Source organism: Pseudomonas sp. 4CAES_32.4, from assembly GCF_058136335.1.
This window is the reverse complement of record NZ_CM176882.1, coordinates 4,471,529-4,487,382: the sequence shown is the minus strand read 5'-3', so window position 1 is coordinate 4,487,382 and position 15,854 is coordinate 4,471,529. Positions and strand designations below refer to the sequence as shown.

The window sequence follows — 15,854 nt, the reverse complement described above, 5'->3', positions numbered from 1 at the left end:
GCAGGGGACCAGTCATAGTCCTGCAGCGCTTCTTTTTAATGAAACTAACCCACACCGTCTGGGGTGTGGAGATGGGCGTATCCTTCGCCCTCATTTACAGGAATTAAAATGAGCGAAAGCTTTGCGGAACTCTTTGAAGAAAGCCTAAAAACCCTGAACCTTCAGGCAGGCTCCATCATCACCGGTGTTATCGTTGATATCGATTACCAAGCTCGCTGGGTAACCGTTCACGCTGGCCTGAAGTCTGAAGCACTCATCCCGCTTGAGCAGTTCTACAACGACGCTGGCGATCTGACTATCAATGTCGGTGACGAAGTTCACGTTGCTCTGGATTCGGTTGAAGACGGCTTTGGTGAAACCAAACTGTCCCGTGAAAAAGCCAAGCGCGCTGAGTGCTGGATCGTTCTGGAAGCAGCCTTCGCAGCTGAGGAAGTGGTCAAGGGCGTTATCAACGGTAAGGTTAAAGGCGGCTTCACTGTCGACGTTAACGGCATCCGTGCGTTCCTGCCAGGTTCCCTGGTTGACGTCCGTCCAGTGCGCGACACCACGCACCTGGAAGGCAAAGAGCTGGAATTCAAGGTCATCAAGCTGGACCAGAAGCGCAACAACGTTGTCGTTTCCCGTCGCAGCGTCCTGGAAGCCGAGAACTCCGCCGAGCGTGAAGCTCTGCTGGAATCCTTGCAGGAAGGCCAGCAAGTCAAAGGTATCGTCAAAAACCTCACCGATTACGGCGCATTCGTCGATCTGGGTGGCGTGGACGGCCTGCTGCACATCACCGACATGGCCTGGAAGCGCATCAAGCATCCTTCCGAGATCGTCAACGTTGGTGACGAAATCGACGTTAAGGTTCTGAAATACGATCGCGAACGCAACCGTGTTTCCCTGGGCCTGAAGCAGCTGGGCGAAGATCCATGGGTTGCTATCAAAGCCCGTTACCCAGAAAGCACTCGCGTTACCGCTCGTGTAACCAACCTGACCGACTACGGCTGCTTCGCTGAGCTGGAAGAAGGCGTTGAAGGTCTGGTACACGTTTCGGAAATGGACTGGACCAACAAGAACATCCACCCTTCGAAAGTCGTACAAGTCGGCGACGAAGTGGAAGTTATGGTTCTGGACATCGACGAAGAGCGTCGTCGTATCTCCCTGGGCATCAAGCAGTGCAAATCTAACCCATGGGAAGATTTCTCTGGCCAGTTCAACAAGGGCGATAAAATCTCCGGCACCATCAAGTCGATCACCGATTTCGGTATCTTCATTGGTCTGGACGGCGGCATCGACGGTCTGGTTCACCTGTCCGACATCTCCTGGAACGAAGTTGGCGAAGAAGCTGTTCGTCGTTTCAAGAAGGGCGACGAGCTGGACACCGTTATCCTGTCGGTTGACCCAGAGCGCGAGCGTATCTCCCTGGGTATCAAGCAACTGGAAAGCGATCCGTTCTCCGAGTACGTCTCGGTTAACGACAAAGGCGCAATCGTTACTGGCACCGTGAAAGAAGTTGACGCCAAAGGCGCCATCATCGTTCTGGCCGACGATATCGAAGCGACTCTGAAAGCCTCCGAAATCAGCCGTGACCGCGTTGAAGACGCGCGCAACGTTCTGAAAGAAGGCCAGGAAGTAGAAGCCAAGATCATCAGCGTTGATCGTAAGAGCCGCGTAATCCAACTCTCCATCAAGTCGAAAGATGATGCTGAAGAGAAAGAAGCTATCCAGAGCCTGAAAACTGCTCCGGAAGGTGAAGCTGACACCACCATGGCTGGCCTGCTGCGCCAAGCAATGGCGGCCAAACAGAACTAAGTTCTGTTTGATCTAAAAAAGGGCGACTTCGGTCGCCCTTTTTTGTGCCTGCGATTTACTGGTCGACTATTCCGTTTTGGCTGAATCAGGGTGATCAGTGAAACCAATCCATTTTCCGGGATGTCTGTTTCTTTAATCGGATCAATCGCCTATTCGCGACTAAGCTTGATTTCAGGTAAGTAGTCGCCGGGCTTGGCCTGGCATAAGGAAGTGGATGAACAAGTTTATAGTCTTCGTCGCAGTGCTGATGCTGGCGGGCTGTACTACCAGCGCAAAGACTCATGCCATACGCGGTGTCAGTGGGATCGAGATTGACTGTTCGGGGTTGGGGTCCGGTTGGGAGAAATGTGAAAGACGTGCCGCGAAGGAGTGCAAGGGCTCGGGCTACAAGGTGATAACGCGATCTGACGATGCCAAGGACGAAGACGATTATCCTTTTGGCTTTAATCCTGCGGGGTTCGTGACTCGCACCATGCTGGTGATGTGTCGCTAGATCTGCGGTCTCCCGGCTTGGCAGGATGCCCTGAAAATGGGCGTTGCGATGCTGTGGAAGATATGTCAATCCCTGGGCTGTTCAAAATCTTCCGGGCGTGCTAAAACCTTTCAAGCGCTGATCTAGCTGCTTGAAAAAGAAGGGAAAAATATGACGAAGTCGGAGTTGATCGAACGAATTGTCACCCATCAAGGGCTGCTCTCATCCAAGGATGTGGAGCTGGCCATCAAGACCATGCTTGAACAAATGTCCCAGTGTCTGGCCACCGGTGATCGTATCGAGATCCGTGGGTTTGGCAGCTTCTCTTTGCACTACCGTGCGCCGCGCGTTGGTCGCAATCCAAAGACTGGCCAGTCCGTCAGCCTCGACGGTAAATTTGTCCCGCACTTCAAACCGGGCAAAGAGCTGCGTGATCGTGTGAACGAGGAAGAGGAGGAGGGCGTTTGATCCTCGCTGCTCGTTATCAGGGAGATGCCCATGCGTAATCTCAAACGCATATTTCTTGGCGTTTTTATTCTTTTGTTGGTGTTGGCGATTCTTGCGTTTGTTCTTGAGAACCAGCAATCGGTGTCGTTGTTGTTTTTGGGTTGGTCAGGCCCTGAACTTCCGGTGTCTCTGGTCGTGGTGCTGGCATTGCTGGCAGGCATGTTTATCGGCCCTATACTCGGCCTGTTTCTGGGACGCTCGTCCAGAGCAGCGCGCAAGCGTCTTGTCTGAAAACGACAAGTGCATGGCGTCTGTCGAAATTGCGCCTCTGCCTGTCTATATCCATTAGTAAAAGATTCATTAAGCTGTAAAATGCGTCCCTTGTTCGATAGTGGCCTATTCCCACATCGATTCAGACTGACTCTGACAGAAGCTTCAGTTTTGATGGCTTCTGCATTCATGGATTAGACAGTGCTCGTTGATGTCACTGTCCGCAGCTCAAGGGTATGGTTTCGCGTGAAAATTCTAGTTACCGGCGGCGCCGGGTTCATCGGCTCGGCAGTCATCCGTCACATCATCTCCAATACCACCGACTCTGTCGTAAACGTCGATAAGCTGACCTACGCCGGTAATCTGGAGTCGCTGGCCGAAGTTAGTGGTGATTCGCGCTACGTGTTTGAACGTGTCGATATCTGCGACCGTGATCAGGTCGACCGTGTCCTGCGTGAGCACCAACCCGATGCCATTATGCATCTGGCCGCGGAATCTCACGTCGACCGCTCTATCTCTGGCCCGTCAGAGTTCATCCAGACCAACATCATCGGCACTTACACTCTGCTGGAAGCTGCCCGCCATTATTGGGCGGCAATGGATGACGCGCGTAAAGCCAACTTCCGCTTCCATCATATTTCGACTGACGAAGTTTACGGAGACCTCGAAGGTCCGGAAGACCTCTTCACCGAAACCACGCCTTATCAGCCAAGCTCGCCATATTCGGCCAGCAAGGCCAGTTCCGATCACCTTGTTCGCGCTTGGGCTCGTACTTATGGCATGCCGACGTTGGTGACCAACTGCTCGAACAACTACGGCCCTTGCCACTTCCCTGAGAAATTGATCCCGCTGATCATTCTCAATGCACTGGAAGGCAAGCCGCTGCCGGTCTATGGCAAAGGCAATCAGGTTCGTGATTGGTTGTATGTCGAAGATCACGCCCGTGCGCTGTACAAAGTTGTGACCGAAGGTGTTGTCGGTGAGACTTACAACATTGGCGGTCATAACGAAAAACAAAACATTGAAGTGGTGCATACCCTGTGTGCGTTGCTCGATGAGTTGCGTCCTGATTCGGCACATCGCCCGCATGCCAGCCTGATTACCTATGTTCAGGATCGCCCTGGTCACGACGTGCGTTATGCAATCGATGCAAGCAAGATCCAGCGTGAACTGGGTTGGACACCGGAAGAAACCTTCGAAACCGGTATTCGCAAGACTGTTGAGTGGTACCTCAACAACACTGAGTGGGTGGCTCACGTCAAAAGCGGCAGCTACCAGCAGTGGATCGACCAGAACTACGCGGATCGCACGAACAAGGCATGAAGATCCTCCTGCTCGGCAAAAATGGCCAGGTAGGTTGGGAGCTACAGCGCTCCCTTGGCCCGCTCGGCGAGTTGATCGCACTTGATCGCCATGCCGTTGAAGGGTTGGGTGGTGACTTGTCCAATCTGGATGCGTTGCGTGCAACTATCCGTCGAGTCCGCCCCGATATCATCGTCAACGCGGCAGCGTATACCGCTGTCGACAAAGCTGAATCGGAAAGCGAGCTGGCTGACCGGGTAAACGCTCAGGCGAGTCGGCTCTTGGCCGAGGAGGCTGCGATTCTGGGTGGCTGGCTGATTCACTATTCGACCGATTATGTCTTCAGTGGCCAAGGCACCACACCTTGGCAGGAGACCGATGCAGTTGCTCCGGTCAATCAGTATGGCCAAAGCAAACTCGCGGGTGAGCAAGCCATCACTGCGTCCGGATGCAAACATCTGATCTTCCGGACAAGCTGGGTCTACGGCGCTCGAGGCAATAACTTCGCCAAGACCATGCTGCGTCTGGCCAAAGATCGCGACACGCTGAGCGTCATCGCCGATCAAATCGGAGCGCCGACAGGGGCTGATCTGATTGCCGATGTCACCGCGTTGGCTATCCGCCAGGTATTGCAGCGGCCTGAACTGTCGGGTTTGTATCATTTGGCAGCCGCAGGTGAAGTCTCCTGGCATGGTTACGCCAGCCATGTAATTGCATTTGCTCAAGATAACGGTGAGCAGCTTGCCGTCGAGACGATCAGTCCGATCGAAACGACTGCTTATCCGACACCCGCGCGTCGGCCTCTGAACTCACGTTTGAATACTCAGAAGCTACGCGACAATTTTTCTCTACACTTGCCGGATTGGCAAAGTGGTGTAACCCGAATGCTTAGGGAAGTTCTGAACAAATGACCACGACAAATCGTAAAGGCATCATCCTCGCCGGTGGCTCGGGCACGCGCCTGCATCCGCTGACCCTTGGCGTGTCCAAACAGATGCTGCCGATCTACGACAAGCCGATGATCTTTTATCCGCTGTCGGTGTTGATGCTCGCTGGCATGCGCGAGATTCTGATTATCTCCACACCTGAAGACCTGCCTTGTTTCCGCAAGTTGCTGGGCGATGGCAGTGTTTATGGGATCAAGCTCACCTACGCCGAGCAGCCGAGCCCGGATGGTCTGGCGCAAGCCTTTATCATCGGTGAAGAGTTCATCGGTGAGGATCCTTGCTGCCTGATTCTAGGTGATAACATCTTCTACGGTCAGCATTTCTCGGACAATCTGCGTTCGGCGAGCACCCAGCAAAAGGGTGCGACCGTTTTTGGTTATCACGTCTCCGATCCGGAACGTTTCGGCGTTGTCGAGTTTGATAAGAGTGGCCGCGCGCTGAGTATCGAAGAAAAACCGTTGAACCCCAAGTCCAACTATGCTGTAACCGGCCTGTATTTCTACGATAATGATGTTGTCGAGATCGCCAAGGGCATCAAGCCTTCTGAGCGTGGCGAGCTGGAAATTACCGACGTTAATCGAGCCTATCTGGAGCGCCAGACCTTGAGCGTGGAAATGCTCGGCCGCGGTTTTGCCTGGCTGGATACCGGTACTCACGACTCACTGCTGGAAGCCAGCCATTTCGTCCATACGATCGAGCAGCGTCAGGGTTTGAAAGTGGCGTGCCTGGAAGAGATCGCTTATCACAATGGTTGGATTTCGGCCGAGCAACTCAGCGCGCAAGCAGAGGCACTGAAGAAGACGGGCTACGGTCAGTACCTTCAGAAGTTGCTGGACTCACCATCTGCCTGATCGAAAGTTCTGACTTTCGCAATGCTGTGTCTTATCGGTGCAAGCAGGAATGGCATGCCAGTAGAACATCCCAAGGTTGCGATTTTGCTGGCCGCCTACAATGGCATGCAGTGGATCGAGGAGCAGTTGGCCTCGATCCTCGGTCAGACAGCTGTCGACGTAACTGTTTATATCAGTATTGATCCTTCCACCGACGGCACCGAGGCGTGGTGCGCGGATTATGCTGCGCAGCATAATCCGCGCATCATTGTCTTGCCCGAAGTCGGGACGTTTGGTGGTGCCTCGCGCAATTTCTTCCGTTTGATCCGTGATGTTGATCTTGAAGGCTATGATTTCATTGCGTTTGCTGATCAAGATGACATCTGGAATCCGGACAAGATCGAGCGGGCTATCCGGTCGATCGAGTCTCTTGGCGTGGATGCTTATTCAAGTAACGTAATTGCGTTTTGGCCTGATGGTCGCAACCAGTTACTGGACAAAGCCCAGCCGCAGACTCGCTGGGACTTCCTCTTTGAGGCTGCCGGGCCCGGCTGCACGTATGTCATGAGCAGAAAGATGATGCGGCCGTTGAAGGCCTCATTGCTCAAACATTGGGATCTTTTGCAAAGGGTCAGTCTGCATGACTGGTATTGCTACGCGTTCGCACGCAGTCATGGTTTGCTCTGGTTCATTGATCCGCTGCCATCAATGCGTTATCGCCAGCACGAAAGTAATCAAATAGGCGCGAATACCGGCATCAATCCGCTGATTGCGCGTTATAAAACCATTCATGATGGGTGGTGGTTTTCTCAGATTCGAATGATTGCCCAGTTAGTTGGTCTTGCGGATGATCCATTTGTGCGGCAATGGTTATCTTTGGGTCGCCGACAGTTGCTGCGACTGTCTTTGAATGCGGGTGAGTGTCGGCGACGAACCCGGGATAAGGTGTTCTTTTTCTTTATTTGCTGCGCAACTGCCTTTATCAGGAAAAAAACCAAATGAAAGGTGCTCGGGTATTGGTCACCGGAGCTACGGGGTTTGTGGGCGAGGCGGTGGTGTTTCGCCTCCTACTGGACAAGGTCTACGCGCCTGTTGCAGCTGTGCGTGGCGAGACCCGATTGAGCGGTTTGTGCGATGTCGTGCCTTTTGATCTGGATGAACGTGTTGCGTTGCCATCGCTGAACAATGTTCAGACGGTGATTCACTGTGCGGCCAGGGTTCATGTCATGAACGACGCGGCGGCGGATCCGCTAGCCATGTTTCGACAAATGAATGTGCAGGGCACTGCGCGGCTGGCCCGTCATGCGGCGGCGTCCGGGGTTAAGCGCTTCATTTTTGTCAGTTCGATCAAGGTCAATGGCGAAGAAACATCCGCCGGGATGCCCTTTACCGCAGCCGACGTTCCTTCCCCTGTTGATCCTTACGGTATTTCCAAGTGCGAGGCAGAAGATGTCGTGCGCCAGATCGCACTGGAAACCGCAATGGAAGTGGTGATTATTCGACCGCCTCTGGTGTATGGGCCAGGCGTCAAGGCTAACTTTTTAAGCATGATGCGCTGGTTGAAAAGAGGTCTTCCATTACCACTGGGGGCATTGCGTAATCGCCGCAGCCTAGTGGCAATCAGCAATCTGGTAGATCTTTTGGTGACCTGTATCGATCACCCCAAAGCGGCCAATCAAACGTTTCTGGTAAGTGACGGTGAAGATCTCTCGACCACTCAATTGCTTCAAAAGATGGCGAGTGCTCTGACCGTACGAGCGCGATTCTTGCCCGTGCCGCCGTTTGTTCTGCGTCTTGGGGCGGCTTTATTGGGTAGAAAAGCAGTGGCCCAACGGTTGTGCGGCACGTTACAGATCGACATTGAAAAGACGCGCACATTGCTGGAGTGGGCTCCGCCCGTCAGTGTGAGCAAAGCGCTAATGATCACTGCCAACAGTTTTTTGAAGCGCTAGGCGGTTCGGTATTTTCTGCGGCTGTCAGTTTTGAGCTATGGCTTGCTCGATACAGTGCTGCCGTTGATCTGGCCCTCGTTGGATTGGCAGATTGCCACCCTTTTGCCAATGAGGGGGCCTTGATACCCTACGCAGCCCAATCAGTGTGCCTTGCAGGATTTCTCTGGCTCAAGGCGACGTTCAGTTTACTCTTTTCATACCATGACCGCCCCCTTTTGCTGTTCAGGGTGGTGATGTCACTGGGCTATCAAATTGGTATGACTTATAATGGCAAATTTTGCGCTGTCGGGAGCGGTCCATGAGAGGAGCATGTAGTTTTCATGCTCAGGCTGTGCCTCTTGATGTTGAGCGAAACGACATCGTCATTATTTTATCTTCAATGCAATGGAGTGCTCGGTGGTAGCCCCTCTTCCACAAATTGATCAGACAGGTGAGCAGCTTGGCGACGGTTCTGACGTTGATATTCAAGGTCATCGAACGCTACCGGCTCGCGTGACGATTCTGATGTGTACTTACAATGGTGAGCGCTTTCTCGCACAGCAATTGGATTCGATAGCCCGCCAGACTTATCGCGAATGGGCAGTCGTCGTCTCTGATGACGGCTCTACCGATGCGACACTGGATATTCTGAGCCAGTACAGCGCGAGTTGGGGAGACGGCCGGCTCAAGGTTCTGCATGGGCCGAAGCGAGGGTTCGCGGCTAACTTCATGTCAGTTGCCTGCGATGCGCCCGAGCGATCGCAGTTTTATGCGTGGGCCGACCAGGACGATATCTGGCAAGCCAATAAACTTGAGTCTGCCGTCCAAGTATTGAAGGCGTTGCCGTCCGAACTACCGGCCTTGTATTGCGCCAGGACCGAGTTGATTGGCGACTCGGGGGCGGTCATCGGCCGCTCGCCGCTTTTTTCCCGCCCTGCAAGTTTTGCCAATGCGTTGGTACAGAGTCTGGCCGGGGGTAACACCATGGTGTTCAATCATTTGGCTCGGGACGTGTTCTGCCATGCCGGCAGCCAACTCGATATCGTTTCCCATGACTGGTGGGCCTATCTTCTGGTTACCGGGGTGGGCGGGAAGGTAGTCTATGATGCCTCGCCATCCATTCTGTACAGACAACATGAGGCGAATCTGATTGGCGCAAACTCCGGAGTGCGCGCTCGCATCATGCGCTTGCGGATGATGTCCACAGGCCGTTTTCGTGACTGGAACGACAAAAATATTGCTGCACTCGAAACGGTCCGCACGCGCTTGAGTGCAGAAAGTCTGCAGACTTTTGAGCAATTCAAGAAGGCCCGTGATTCGAAAGGATTCAACCGTTTCGTCTGGCTTTATCGCGCCAAAGTCTACCGCCAGACGTGTTTGGGTAATCTTGGGCTTGCACTGGCCGCGGTGCTGAACAGAATTTGATGCCATCACCTTGCAGGACGATGCGCAAAATTACTCAGCGGCGTCCACCCGGTATTTGAACAAGAGAGTTTTTGTATGAAGTCTGTCTCCCTCGATTTATCTCAGGTGTGTGTTTAATGCTTAATTTTTCCACGTCGCCAAAGGAAATGATCAGTAGTTTCTGGCGTAACCGGAGCCTGATCGCAGCGCTCGTGCAACGGGAGGTCGTTGGGCGTTACCGTGGATCGTTCATGGGAATCCTGTGGTCGTTTTTTAACCCCGTGTTCATGCTGGTTGTTTACACGTTCGTCTTTAGCGTCGTGTTCAAGGCACGCTGGAGCGGCGGCAGTGACTCGAAAACCGAATTTGCACTTATTCTTTTTGCCGGACTTATCGTCTTCAACTTCTTTGCGGAGTGTTTCAATCGAAGCCCGACGCTGATTCTTTCGAACGCCAACTACGTGAAGAAAGTAGTGTTCCCACTGGAGATCCTTCCCTGGATCACCGTCGGTTCGGCACTCTTTCACATGGTCATCAGCCTGACTGTCTGGCTGCTGGCCTACTTGATACTGTTTGGCGCGCCGCATCTGACCGTCCTTTTGTTCCCGTTGATTATCCTGCCGCTGCTGCTGATGATCATGGGGCTGACGTGGGCCTTGGCATCGCTCGGCGTCTACTTGAGGGATGTCGCGCAATTCATTGGCATCCTGACCACTGTCCTGATGTTTCTGTCGCCTATTTTTTACCCTGCCAGTGCGCTACCTGAGAAGTATCAACATCTACTGATGCTCAATCCGCTGACGCCTGCAATCGAGTACGCCCGGGATATTCTGTTCTGGGGGAAAATGCCCGACTTTACTGTGTTGGGCATTTATCTCGCCGGCTCGGCGTTGATTGCGTGGCTTGGATTTGCCTGGTTTCAGAAAACACGAAAAGGATTTGCTGATGTCATCTGAAGTCGCTATCAAAGTTCAAAATCTCAGCAAGTGTTACGAGATTTATGACAAGCCGCGCGACCGACTGCTTCAGATGCTCAGTCGCGGGAAGAAAAAATATTGCCGTGAGTTCTGGGCGCTGCGCGACGTTTCCTTCGAAATTCGCAAAGGTGAAACGGTCGGTATCGTTGGTCGCAATGGCAGCGGCAAATCCACCTTGCTGCAGATTCTTTGCGGTACGTTGAATCCAACCAGTGGTACGGTCGAAACTCATGGCCGGATCGCTGCGTTGCTCGAGCTGGGCTCCGGATTCAACCCCGAGTTTACCGGACGCGAGAATGTCTACCTGAATGCCTCGATTTTGGGGTTGAGCAAAGAAGAAATTGACGCCCGATATGACGCGATCATTGAATTCGCGGATATCGGCGATTTCATCAATCAGCCGGTCAAGACTTATTCCAGTGGTATGTTGGTGCGATTGGCGTTCTCCGTTCAGGCGCAAGTCGAGCCCGACATTCTTATTGTTGATGAAGCGCTGGCAGTGGGTGACGCCAAGTTTCAGGCCCGTTGCTTTGACCGGTTGAAAAAGCTCAAGGAAAACGGCACCAGTATTCTGTTGGTGACTCACTCCAGCGAACAAATCGTTACGCACTGTGATCACGCCTTCCTGTTGAACGACGGTGTGCAGCTCGCAGAGGGTGAGCCGCGCATGGTCGTCAACCGGTACCTCGATTTGTTGTTCGGCAAGACTCAGCAATCGGCTTCTGTCGAAAGCGGGGAAGCGTCTGACGAGCTGTTGGCGTATCAAACGCCTGAAGGCGGCCTCGACGTGTTTGAGACGCATCCGAACTACAACCCGAACGAATATCGTTGGGGAGACCGATCGGCCACCATCATTGACTTCCATCTGAGTGCAGGGGGCCTTGAATACCCGATCGCCCTCGACACGGGCACGCAGATCAAACTGTCGGTATTCGTACGTTTCGATACTGACCTGGTGTGCCCGATTCTCGGTATGACGATCAAGACCAAGGAGGGCGTTACCCTCTATGGCGTTAACAGTGAAACGCTGGATTGTCTTGAATTCAGAACGTGCGGGCGCAAGGGTGAGATCGTCGAAGTCGAAGTGCTTATCTCTTGTGATCTGGCTCCGGGTGACTATTTCATTTCCGTCGGAGTCTCGACCAAAGATGGCGAAGAAGTAACTCCGCGTGACAGGCGTTATGACTCGATCCACTTCCAGGTTCGTCCGACTGACAAATTTTTTGGGCTTGTAAATCTGGATTCCAGCATTCGTGCCAAGAAGGTTTCAAATTGAATATTTTATTGAAGCAAGCGGGCTATCAGCTTAATGACGAGCTCAACATCTGGTCGAGACCGGACTATTCGAGCATCAACTACAGCGATGGTGATAGCACAGAACTGCGCATAAAATTCTTGATCGATCAGGCCAGTGACGTCAGTGTTTTTTCTGATGAGCTGCGCAGATCGTGCACCGATTGGCCGTCGCTTTATTACCTCTCCAGTACCCGTTCGAACTTGTTGCGGGTGTTCGATGCCGATCTGCGTGGCGATGTGCTCGAGATCGGAGCCGGCTGTGGTGCAATAACCCGTTATTTGGGTGAGCAGGGCGGTAGGGTGCTGGCGCTGGAAGGCAGCGCGCGTCGCGCCAGTATCGCCCGTGCACGCACCCGAGATCTGCAGAACGTATCCGTTCTGGCCGAGTCGTTTGAGAATTTCAGCATCGATACCCAATTCGATGTCATCACCCTGATAGGTGTTTTCGAGTATGCCAACCTGTTTGTATCCGGTGATAATCCGGGTGCGAGGATGCTTGAGAAAGTTCGCTCGCTGCTCAAACCTGACGGTTTGCTCATCATCGCGATTGAGAACCAGCTTGGCTTGAAATATTTCGCCGGCGCGCCTGAAGATCACGTGACGACGCCGATGTACGGTGTTGAGGGGCGCTATAACAGCGCGACCGTGCAGACTTACGGGAAAAAAGCCTTGGCGTCCTTATTGGCGCAGGCTGGTTTTACCTCGAGCGAGTTCTTTGCGCCCTTTCCGGACTACAAGTTGCCGGTTTCGATCATCACCGAAGAAGGATTCAACGACCCTGAGTTTGATGCCAGTGCTTTCGCATCGCAAAGTGTCCAGAGAGATCCGCAACTGCCCGATCTGTGCACGTTCTCGCTGGAGTTAGCGTGGTCGCAAATTTTCAAGAACGGCTTGGGCATGGACATGTCCAACTCCTTTCTTGTAGGTGCTTCCCCCGTCTCGCGCAACGCGGTCGAACCGCAGACCCTGGCGTTCCATTACAGCTGTGATCGACGCTCAATGTATTGCAAGCGCTCGGAGTTTCGTCGTGATTCCGAAGACACGATCAATGTGCATTACCAGAAACTCGGAAAGACTATCGGAGAGGGTGAGGGGCATTCGCTCGTCACCTTTAATCTTGAAGCATCCGAGCCTTACATCAATGGTTACGTGCTTGGCACCAAGCTGATCAATATCGTCAATGCCGAGGGTTGGACTTACGCTCATATCGGCGCCTTCCTCAAAGAATATCTGAGCACACTCAAAGTGCTCTGTGATAATGGGGAGAGCAAGCCAGGCGAGGTGTCGGGAGCATTGGTCGATGCGGTGCCGCAGAACATTGTGATTGATTTGGAGGGACGTCCGCAGTTGATCGATAAAGAGTGGACACTCGCCACTAATGTTCGCTACGAGTTTCTGCTGTTCAAAGCGCTCACGCAGTTGCTGGGTTCCATTACCCGAATCAGTAAGGGGGCAGAGGCAGGCCCAAACACCCGCAAAGACTTTGTGTTCAAAGCTTGCGAAGCTGCCGGATACCCAATTCGCGAAGAAGATGTGAAAGAGTTTCTGGCAATTGAGGCGCAGATTCAGAATGCGATTAACGGCCGAAGCGCGAGCGAATTCACCGCGTGGGGCGAGGGTCGCTTGATTGTCGAAGATAATCTGTTTTCCGCTTTCAGCAACTCCCACGTCGCCTTGGCTCAGACCCGTGAAGCGCTTGCAAGTGCTGTCGCTGACGCCAGGCAGGAGATCGAAACGCTGAGTGAAAAACTGCAACAGCGTGAAGCCGACTATCATCAGGTTATCAACTCCAACTCTTGGTTCATTACCAAACCGGTGCGTTTCCTAGTGCGCTCGTTACGGCAGGGGAAAGGGGTGTTGCGCGGTAAGGTGGAGATATTCAAGCAAGCGCTCACGACCTATCTGCGAGGCCAGGAAGCCAATCTGCCCGAGCCGGTTGAAGACGTAATTGAAGCGCCTGTAACGTGCACTCACTCGGTCAGCATCATTCTGCCGATCTATAAAGATGTTGAAATGACCCGGCGCTGCATCCTTGCCGCTATGCCAGGGATTATTGCGTTTGACTCCAAATTGGTTGCGATCAATGATGCGAGCCCGGATGCAGGCATGCAGGCCATGCTGCTCGAGTTGCAGCAACAATGGCCGCAGGTGATGACCGTTCTTGAAAACGAAGTCAATCTGGGCTTTGTCAAAACCGTAAATCGCGGTATGCGCCACGCCAGCCAAGACGATATCGTTTTCCTGAACAGTGATGTGGTCGTGCCGGTGGACTGGCTGGAGCGTTTGACCGCTGAAGCATATATCGCGCCGAACATCGGTACCGTTACGCCTTTTTCCAACAACGCGACTATTTGCAGTTTTCCGGCGTTTCTTTACGAAAACCAGCCAGCCTTCGGCTTAAGTGTCGAGCAGATCGATGCCGTGTTTTCCGGCCCGCGTTTGCCAGTCAGCCAGGCGCCAACCGGTGTGGGCTTCTGCATGTACATTCGCCGCGATTGCCTGGATGTCGTGGGTCTGCTGAACGAGGAGAAGTTCGGTAAAGGTTATGGTGAGGAAAATGATCTGTGTCAGCGCGGGCTGAAAGCCGGTTGGCTCAACATCGTGACCCCTAACCTGTACGCATTTCATGAGGGCGGGGTCAGCTTTTCTTCTTCTAAACAAGCGTTGACCGAGCATGCAACCAAGGTCATCACTGAGCTGCATCCGGATTATCACTTGGATGTCCAGAGGTTCATTGCAGCAGATCCGTTGAAAACGGTGCGGGTCAAACGCCTTGCGCAATTGATCGCATCGCTGGAGCGGCCGAAGGTCCTGCACATTTCGCATGAGGCCGGGGGCGGTGTGCAGCAGCATCTGGACGAGTTGGCAGACGCTCTCGAGTCCGATGTCTGCTGCCTGTTCTTGGCGCCTCGTCGTGGTCATTCTGCCGTTACTTTGCGCATGGGAAATTTCCCGGGCGCCGATGAGCTTCTTTTCCAGTTGCCGGCAGAGTACACCCTGTTGATCGATTTCTTGAAGGGCTGTGGTGTCGGCTTTGTACATTTTCATCACACACTCGGCCTCAATTCGCAGTTGGTTCAATTACCGGCAGAATTGGGAGCTGAGTATGCGTTGACGGCTCATGATTATTACTGGCTTTGCGGTAATCCGACGCTGACCGATGCGCAGGGGGTTTATCCGGGAAGTTATGCCGACGATATCGTCAATCCTGATTTCCCGTTGCCTGATGCTGTTTCGCCGGTCCAATGGCGAGAGCAGTTGCGCGGATTCCTCGAGGGGGCGAAGGCAGTTGTGTTCCCTTCGGCGTACACTCTTGCCAACTATCGACTCCATTATGAGTTGCCTAACGCTGTCGTCGCAGGTCATGTGGAGCTCGAGCGCAGCATTGGCCGAGATGTCGCGCCGGTCGTGCAGAAGATCCGTTACAACGTGGGTGTGATTGGTGCTCTTGGCAAAGAAAAGGGTGCCGATTATCTAGAGCAAGTAGCAGCGTCGGCAGCGGCGGTCAATGCACCGCTTAACTTCCGGCTCGTGGGTTTCGGTTACAAAGAGTTGAACGGCGTTCTGACTACAGGTCGTTATGATGCCAGTGAGCTTTCTTCGCTGATTGCCTCCAACGAGTTTGATGTCATCCTGTTTCCAAGTCAGTGTCCGGAAACGTACAGCTATACCCTCAGCTATGCGCTGCAGGCCGGATTGCCAATCATTGCGCCAAACATTGGCGCATTCCCGGAGCGATTGTCCGGGCGCGCAAACACTCTTGTTTACGAGTATGGAATTACGCCAGCCGAGCTGATGGGGCAAATCAACAAATTTCTGAAAAGGCTCGCTGCCGGAGAGTTGCTGACTGCTCCTGTAGTGGACATCAGCCTGCACCAGCCTTCGTTTTATAGCTCTGACTACCCGGCTTTATGCGGTGTCGGCAGCGATAATCAAAGCCAACACCGAGCAGTTTTTGAACTGCCGAAGTTCTCGGCCGCGACGATCGCTTATGAGGCGCCGCTGACGACCAAGGAAATCGCGCTGTTGGCCATTTGGACGCTTTACCGTCATCCGCGTATGGAGCGCATCAGCAATGCGGTGCCTTACTCGCTACGGCAAAAAATCAAGCGGGTGCTAAGCAAGCGTCCGCTGCATGAGATCGTGGATGTAAACAAAAACTGATGAAGTGCGCCCGCCTGGCT

General features: G+C 53.4%; 13 protein-coding genes. All 13 read left to right on the top strand.

The features are described 5' to 3' along the window. The first annotated feature begins 108 nt into the window (after nucleotides 1-108). The 13 genes from rpsA (at nucleotide 109) to AC3Y64_RS20045 (ending at nucleotide 15,834) form a co-directional block, all read left to right on the top strand. Nucleotides 109-1,794 (top strand): 30S ribosomal protein S1, encoded by a 1,686-nt coding sequence (rpsA, locus tag AC3Y64_RS20105; RefSeq protein ID WP_489985020.1) that lies wholly within the window; start codon nucleotides 109-111, stop codon nucleotides 1,792-1,794. A gap of 214 nt (nucleotides 1,795-2,008) precedes the next feature. Beyond that, a complete protein-coding gene (locus AC3Y64_RS20100) occupies nucleotides 2,009-2,287 on the top strand; it encodes a hypothetical protein (RefSeq protein WP_489985019.1) in 279 nt (92 codons plus the stop codon). 150 nt (nucleotides 2,288-2,437) lie between these two features. After that, on the top strand, nucleotides 2,438-2,734 hold the full coding sequence (gene ihfB / locus AC3Y64_RS20095; protein ID WP_003189779.1) for an integration host factor subunit beta: 297 nt from the start codon (nucleotides 2,438-2,440) through the stop codon (nucleotides 2,732-2,734). Between the two features lie 30 nt (nucleotides 2,735-2,764). After that, nucleotides 2,765-3,004 carry a lipopolysaccharide assembly protein LapA domain-containing protein gene (locus AC3Y64_RS20090; RefSeq protein ID WP_489985018.1) on the top strand — a complete coding sequence of 80 codons (240 nt, stop codon included), beginning with the start codon at nucleotides 2,765-2,767 and terminating at the stop codon, nucleotides 3,002-3,004. Nucleotides 3,005-3,229: 225 nt separating this feature from the next. Further along, nucleotides 3,230-4,306: a dTDP-glucose 4,6-dehydratase gene (rfbB, locus tag AC3Y64_RS20085; protein ID WP_489985017.1), complete on the top strand. Its 1,077-nt coding sequence runs from the start codon at nucleotides 3,230-3,232 to the stop codon at nucleotides 4,304-4,306. Continuing rightward, entirely contained in the window at nucleotides 4,303-5,196 is an 894-nt protein-coding gene (gene rfbD / locus AC3Y64_RS20080) for a dTDP-4-dehydrorhamnose reductase (protein WP_489985016.1), read from the top strand. The genes rfbB and rfbD overlap by 4 nt, the downstream gene beginning before the upstream one ends. Continuing rightward, nucleotides 5,193-6,083, top strand: coding sequence for a glucose-1-phosphate thymidylyltransferase RfbA (rfbA, locus tag AC3Y64_RS20075; RefSeq protein ID WP_489985015.1), 891 nt, complete (start codon nucleotides 5,193-5,195; stop codon nucleotides 6,081-6,083). Before rfbD ends, rfbA begins: the two co-directional genes overlap by 4 nt. 54 nt (nucleotides 6,084-6,137) lie before the next feature. Continuing rightward, on the top strand, nucleotides 6,138-7,064 hold the full coding sequence (locus AC3Y64_RS20070) for a glycosyltransferase (RefSeq protein WP_489985014.1): 927 nt from the start codon (nucleotides 6,138-6,140) through the stop codon (nucleotides 7,062-7,064). Continuing rightward, nucleotides 7,061-8,014, top strand: a complete 954-nt coding sequence (locus AC3Y64_RS20065; protein WP_489985013.1) for a UDP-glucose 4-epimerase family protein — start codon at nucleotides 7,061-7,063, stop codon at nucleotides 8,012-8,014. Before AC3Y64_RS20070 ends, AC3Y64_RS20065 begins: the two co-directional genes overlap by 4 nt. A gap of 396 nt (nucleotides 8,015-8,410) precedes the next feature. Continuing rightward, the gene (locus AC3Y64_RS20060; protein ID WP_489985012.1) at nucleotides 8,411-9,418 is read left to right on the top strand and encodes a glycosyltransferase family 2 protein; all 1,008 of its coding nucleotides are present in this window, start codon (nucleotides 8,411-8,413) and stop codon (nucleotides 9,416-9,418) included. Between the two features lie 116 nt (nucleotides 9,419-9,534). Next, nucleotides 9,535-10,353: an ABC transporter permease gene (locus AC3Y64_RS20055; protein ID WP_489985011.1), complete on the top strand. Its 819-nt coding sequence runs from the start codon at nucleotides 9,535-9,537 to the stop codon at nucleotides 10,351-10,353. Beyond that, nucleotides 10,340-11,650, top strand: coding sequence for an ABC transporter ATP-binding protein (locus tag AC3Y64_RS20050; RefSeq protein WP_489988007.1), 1,311 nt, complete (start codon nucleotides 10,340-10,342; stop codon nucleotides 11,648-11,650). The genes AC3Y64_RS20055 and AC3Y64_RS20050 overlap by 14 nt, the downstream gene beginning before the upstream one ends. Continuing rightward, nucleotides 11,647-15,834 (top strand): glycosyltransferase, encoded by a 4,188-nt coding sequence (locus AC3Y64_RS20045; RefSeq protein ID WP_489985010.1) that lies wholly within the window; start codon nucleotides 11,647-11,649, stop codon nucleotides 15,832-15,834. Before AC3Y64_RS20050 ends, AC3Y64_RS20045 begins: the two co-directional genes overlap by 4 nt. The last annotated feature ends 20 nt before the right edge of the window (nucleotides 15,835-15,854 follow it).

Coding starts and splice junctions, on each gene's coding strand:
- rfbA (WP_489985015.1), top strand. CDS start 5,193: ATGACCACGACAAATCGTAAAGGCATCATCCTCGCCGGTGGCTCGGGC.
- AC3Y64_RS20055 (WP_489985011.1), top strand. CDS start 9,535: ATGCTTAATTTTTCCACGTCGCCAAAGGAAATGATCAGTAGTTTCTGG.
- AC3Y64_RS20090 (WP_489985018.1), top strand. CDS start 2,765: ATGCGTAATCTCAAACGCATATTTCTTGGCGTTTTTATTCTTTTGTTG.
- rpsA (WP_489985020.1), top strand. CDS start 109: ATGAGCGAAAGCTTTGCGGAACTCTTTGAAGAAAGCCTAAAAACCCTG.
- AC3Y64_RS20070 (WP_489985014.1), top strand. CDS start 6,138: ATGCCAGTAGAACATCCCAAGGTTGCGATTTTGCTGGCCGCCTACAAT.
- AC3Y64_RS20065 (WP_489985013.1), top strand. CDS start 7,061: ATGAAAGGTGCTCGGGTATTGGTCACCGGAGCTACGGGGTTTGTGGGC.
- ihfB (WP_003189779.1), top strand. CDS start 2,438: ATGACGAAGTCGGAGTTGATCGAACGAATTGTCACCCATCAAGGGCTG.
- AC3Y64_RS20100 (WP_489985019.1), top strand. CDS start 2,009: ATGAACAAGTTTATAGTCTTCGTCGCAGTGCTGATGCTGGCGGGCTGT.
- rfbD (WP_489985016.1), top strand. CDS start 4,303: ATGAAGATCCTCCTGCTCGGCAAAAATGGCCAGGTAGGTTGGGAGCTA.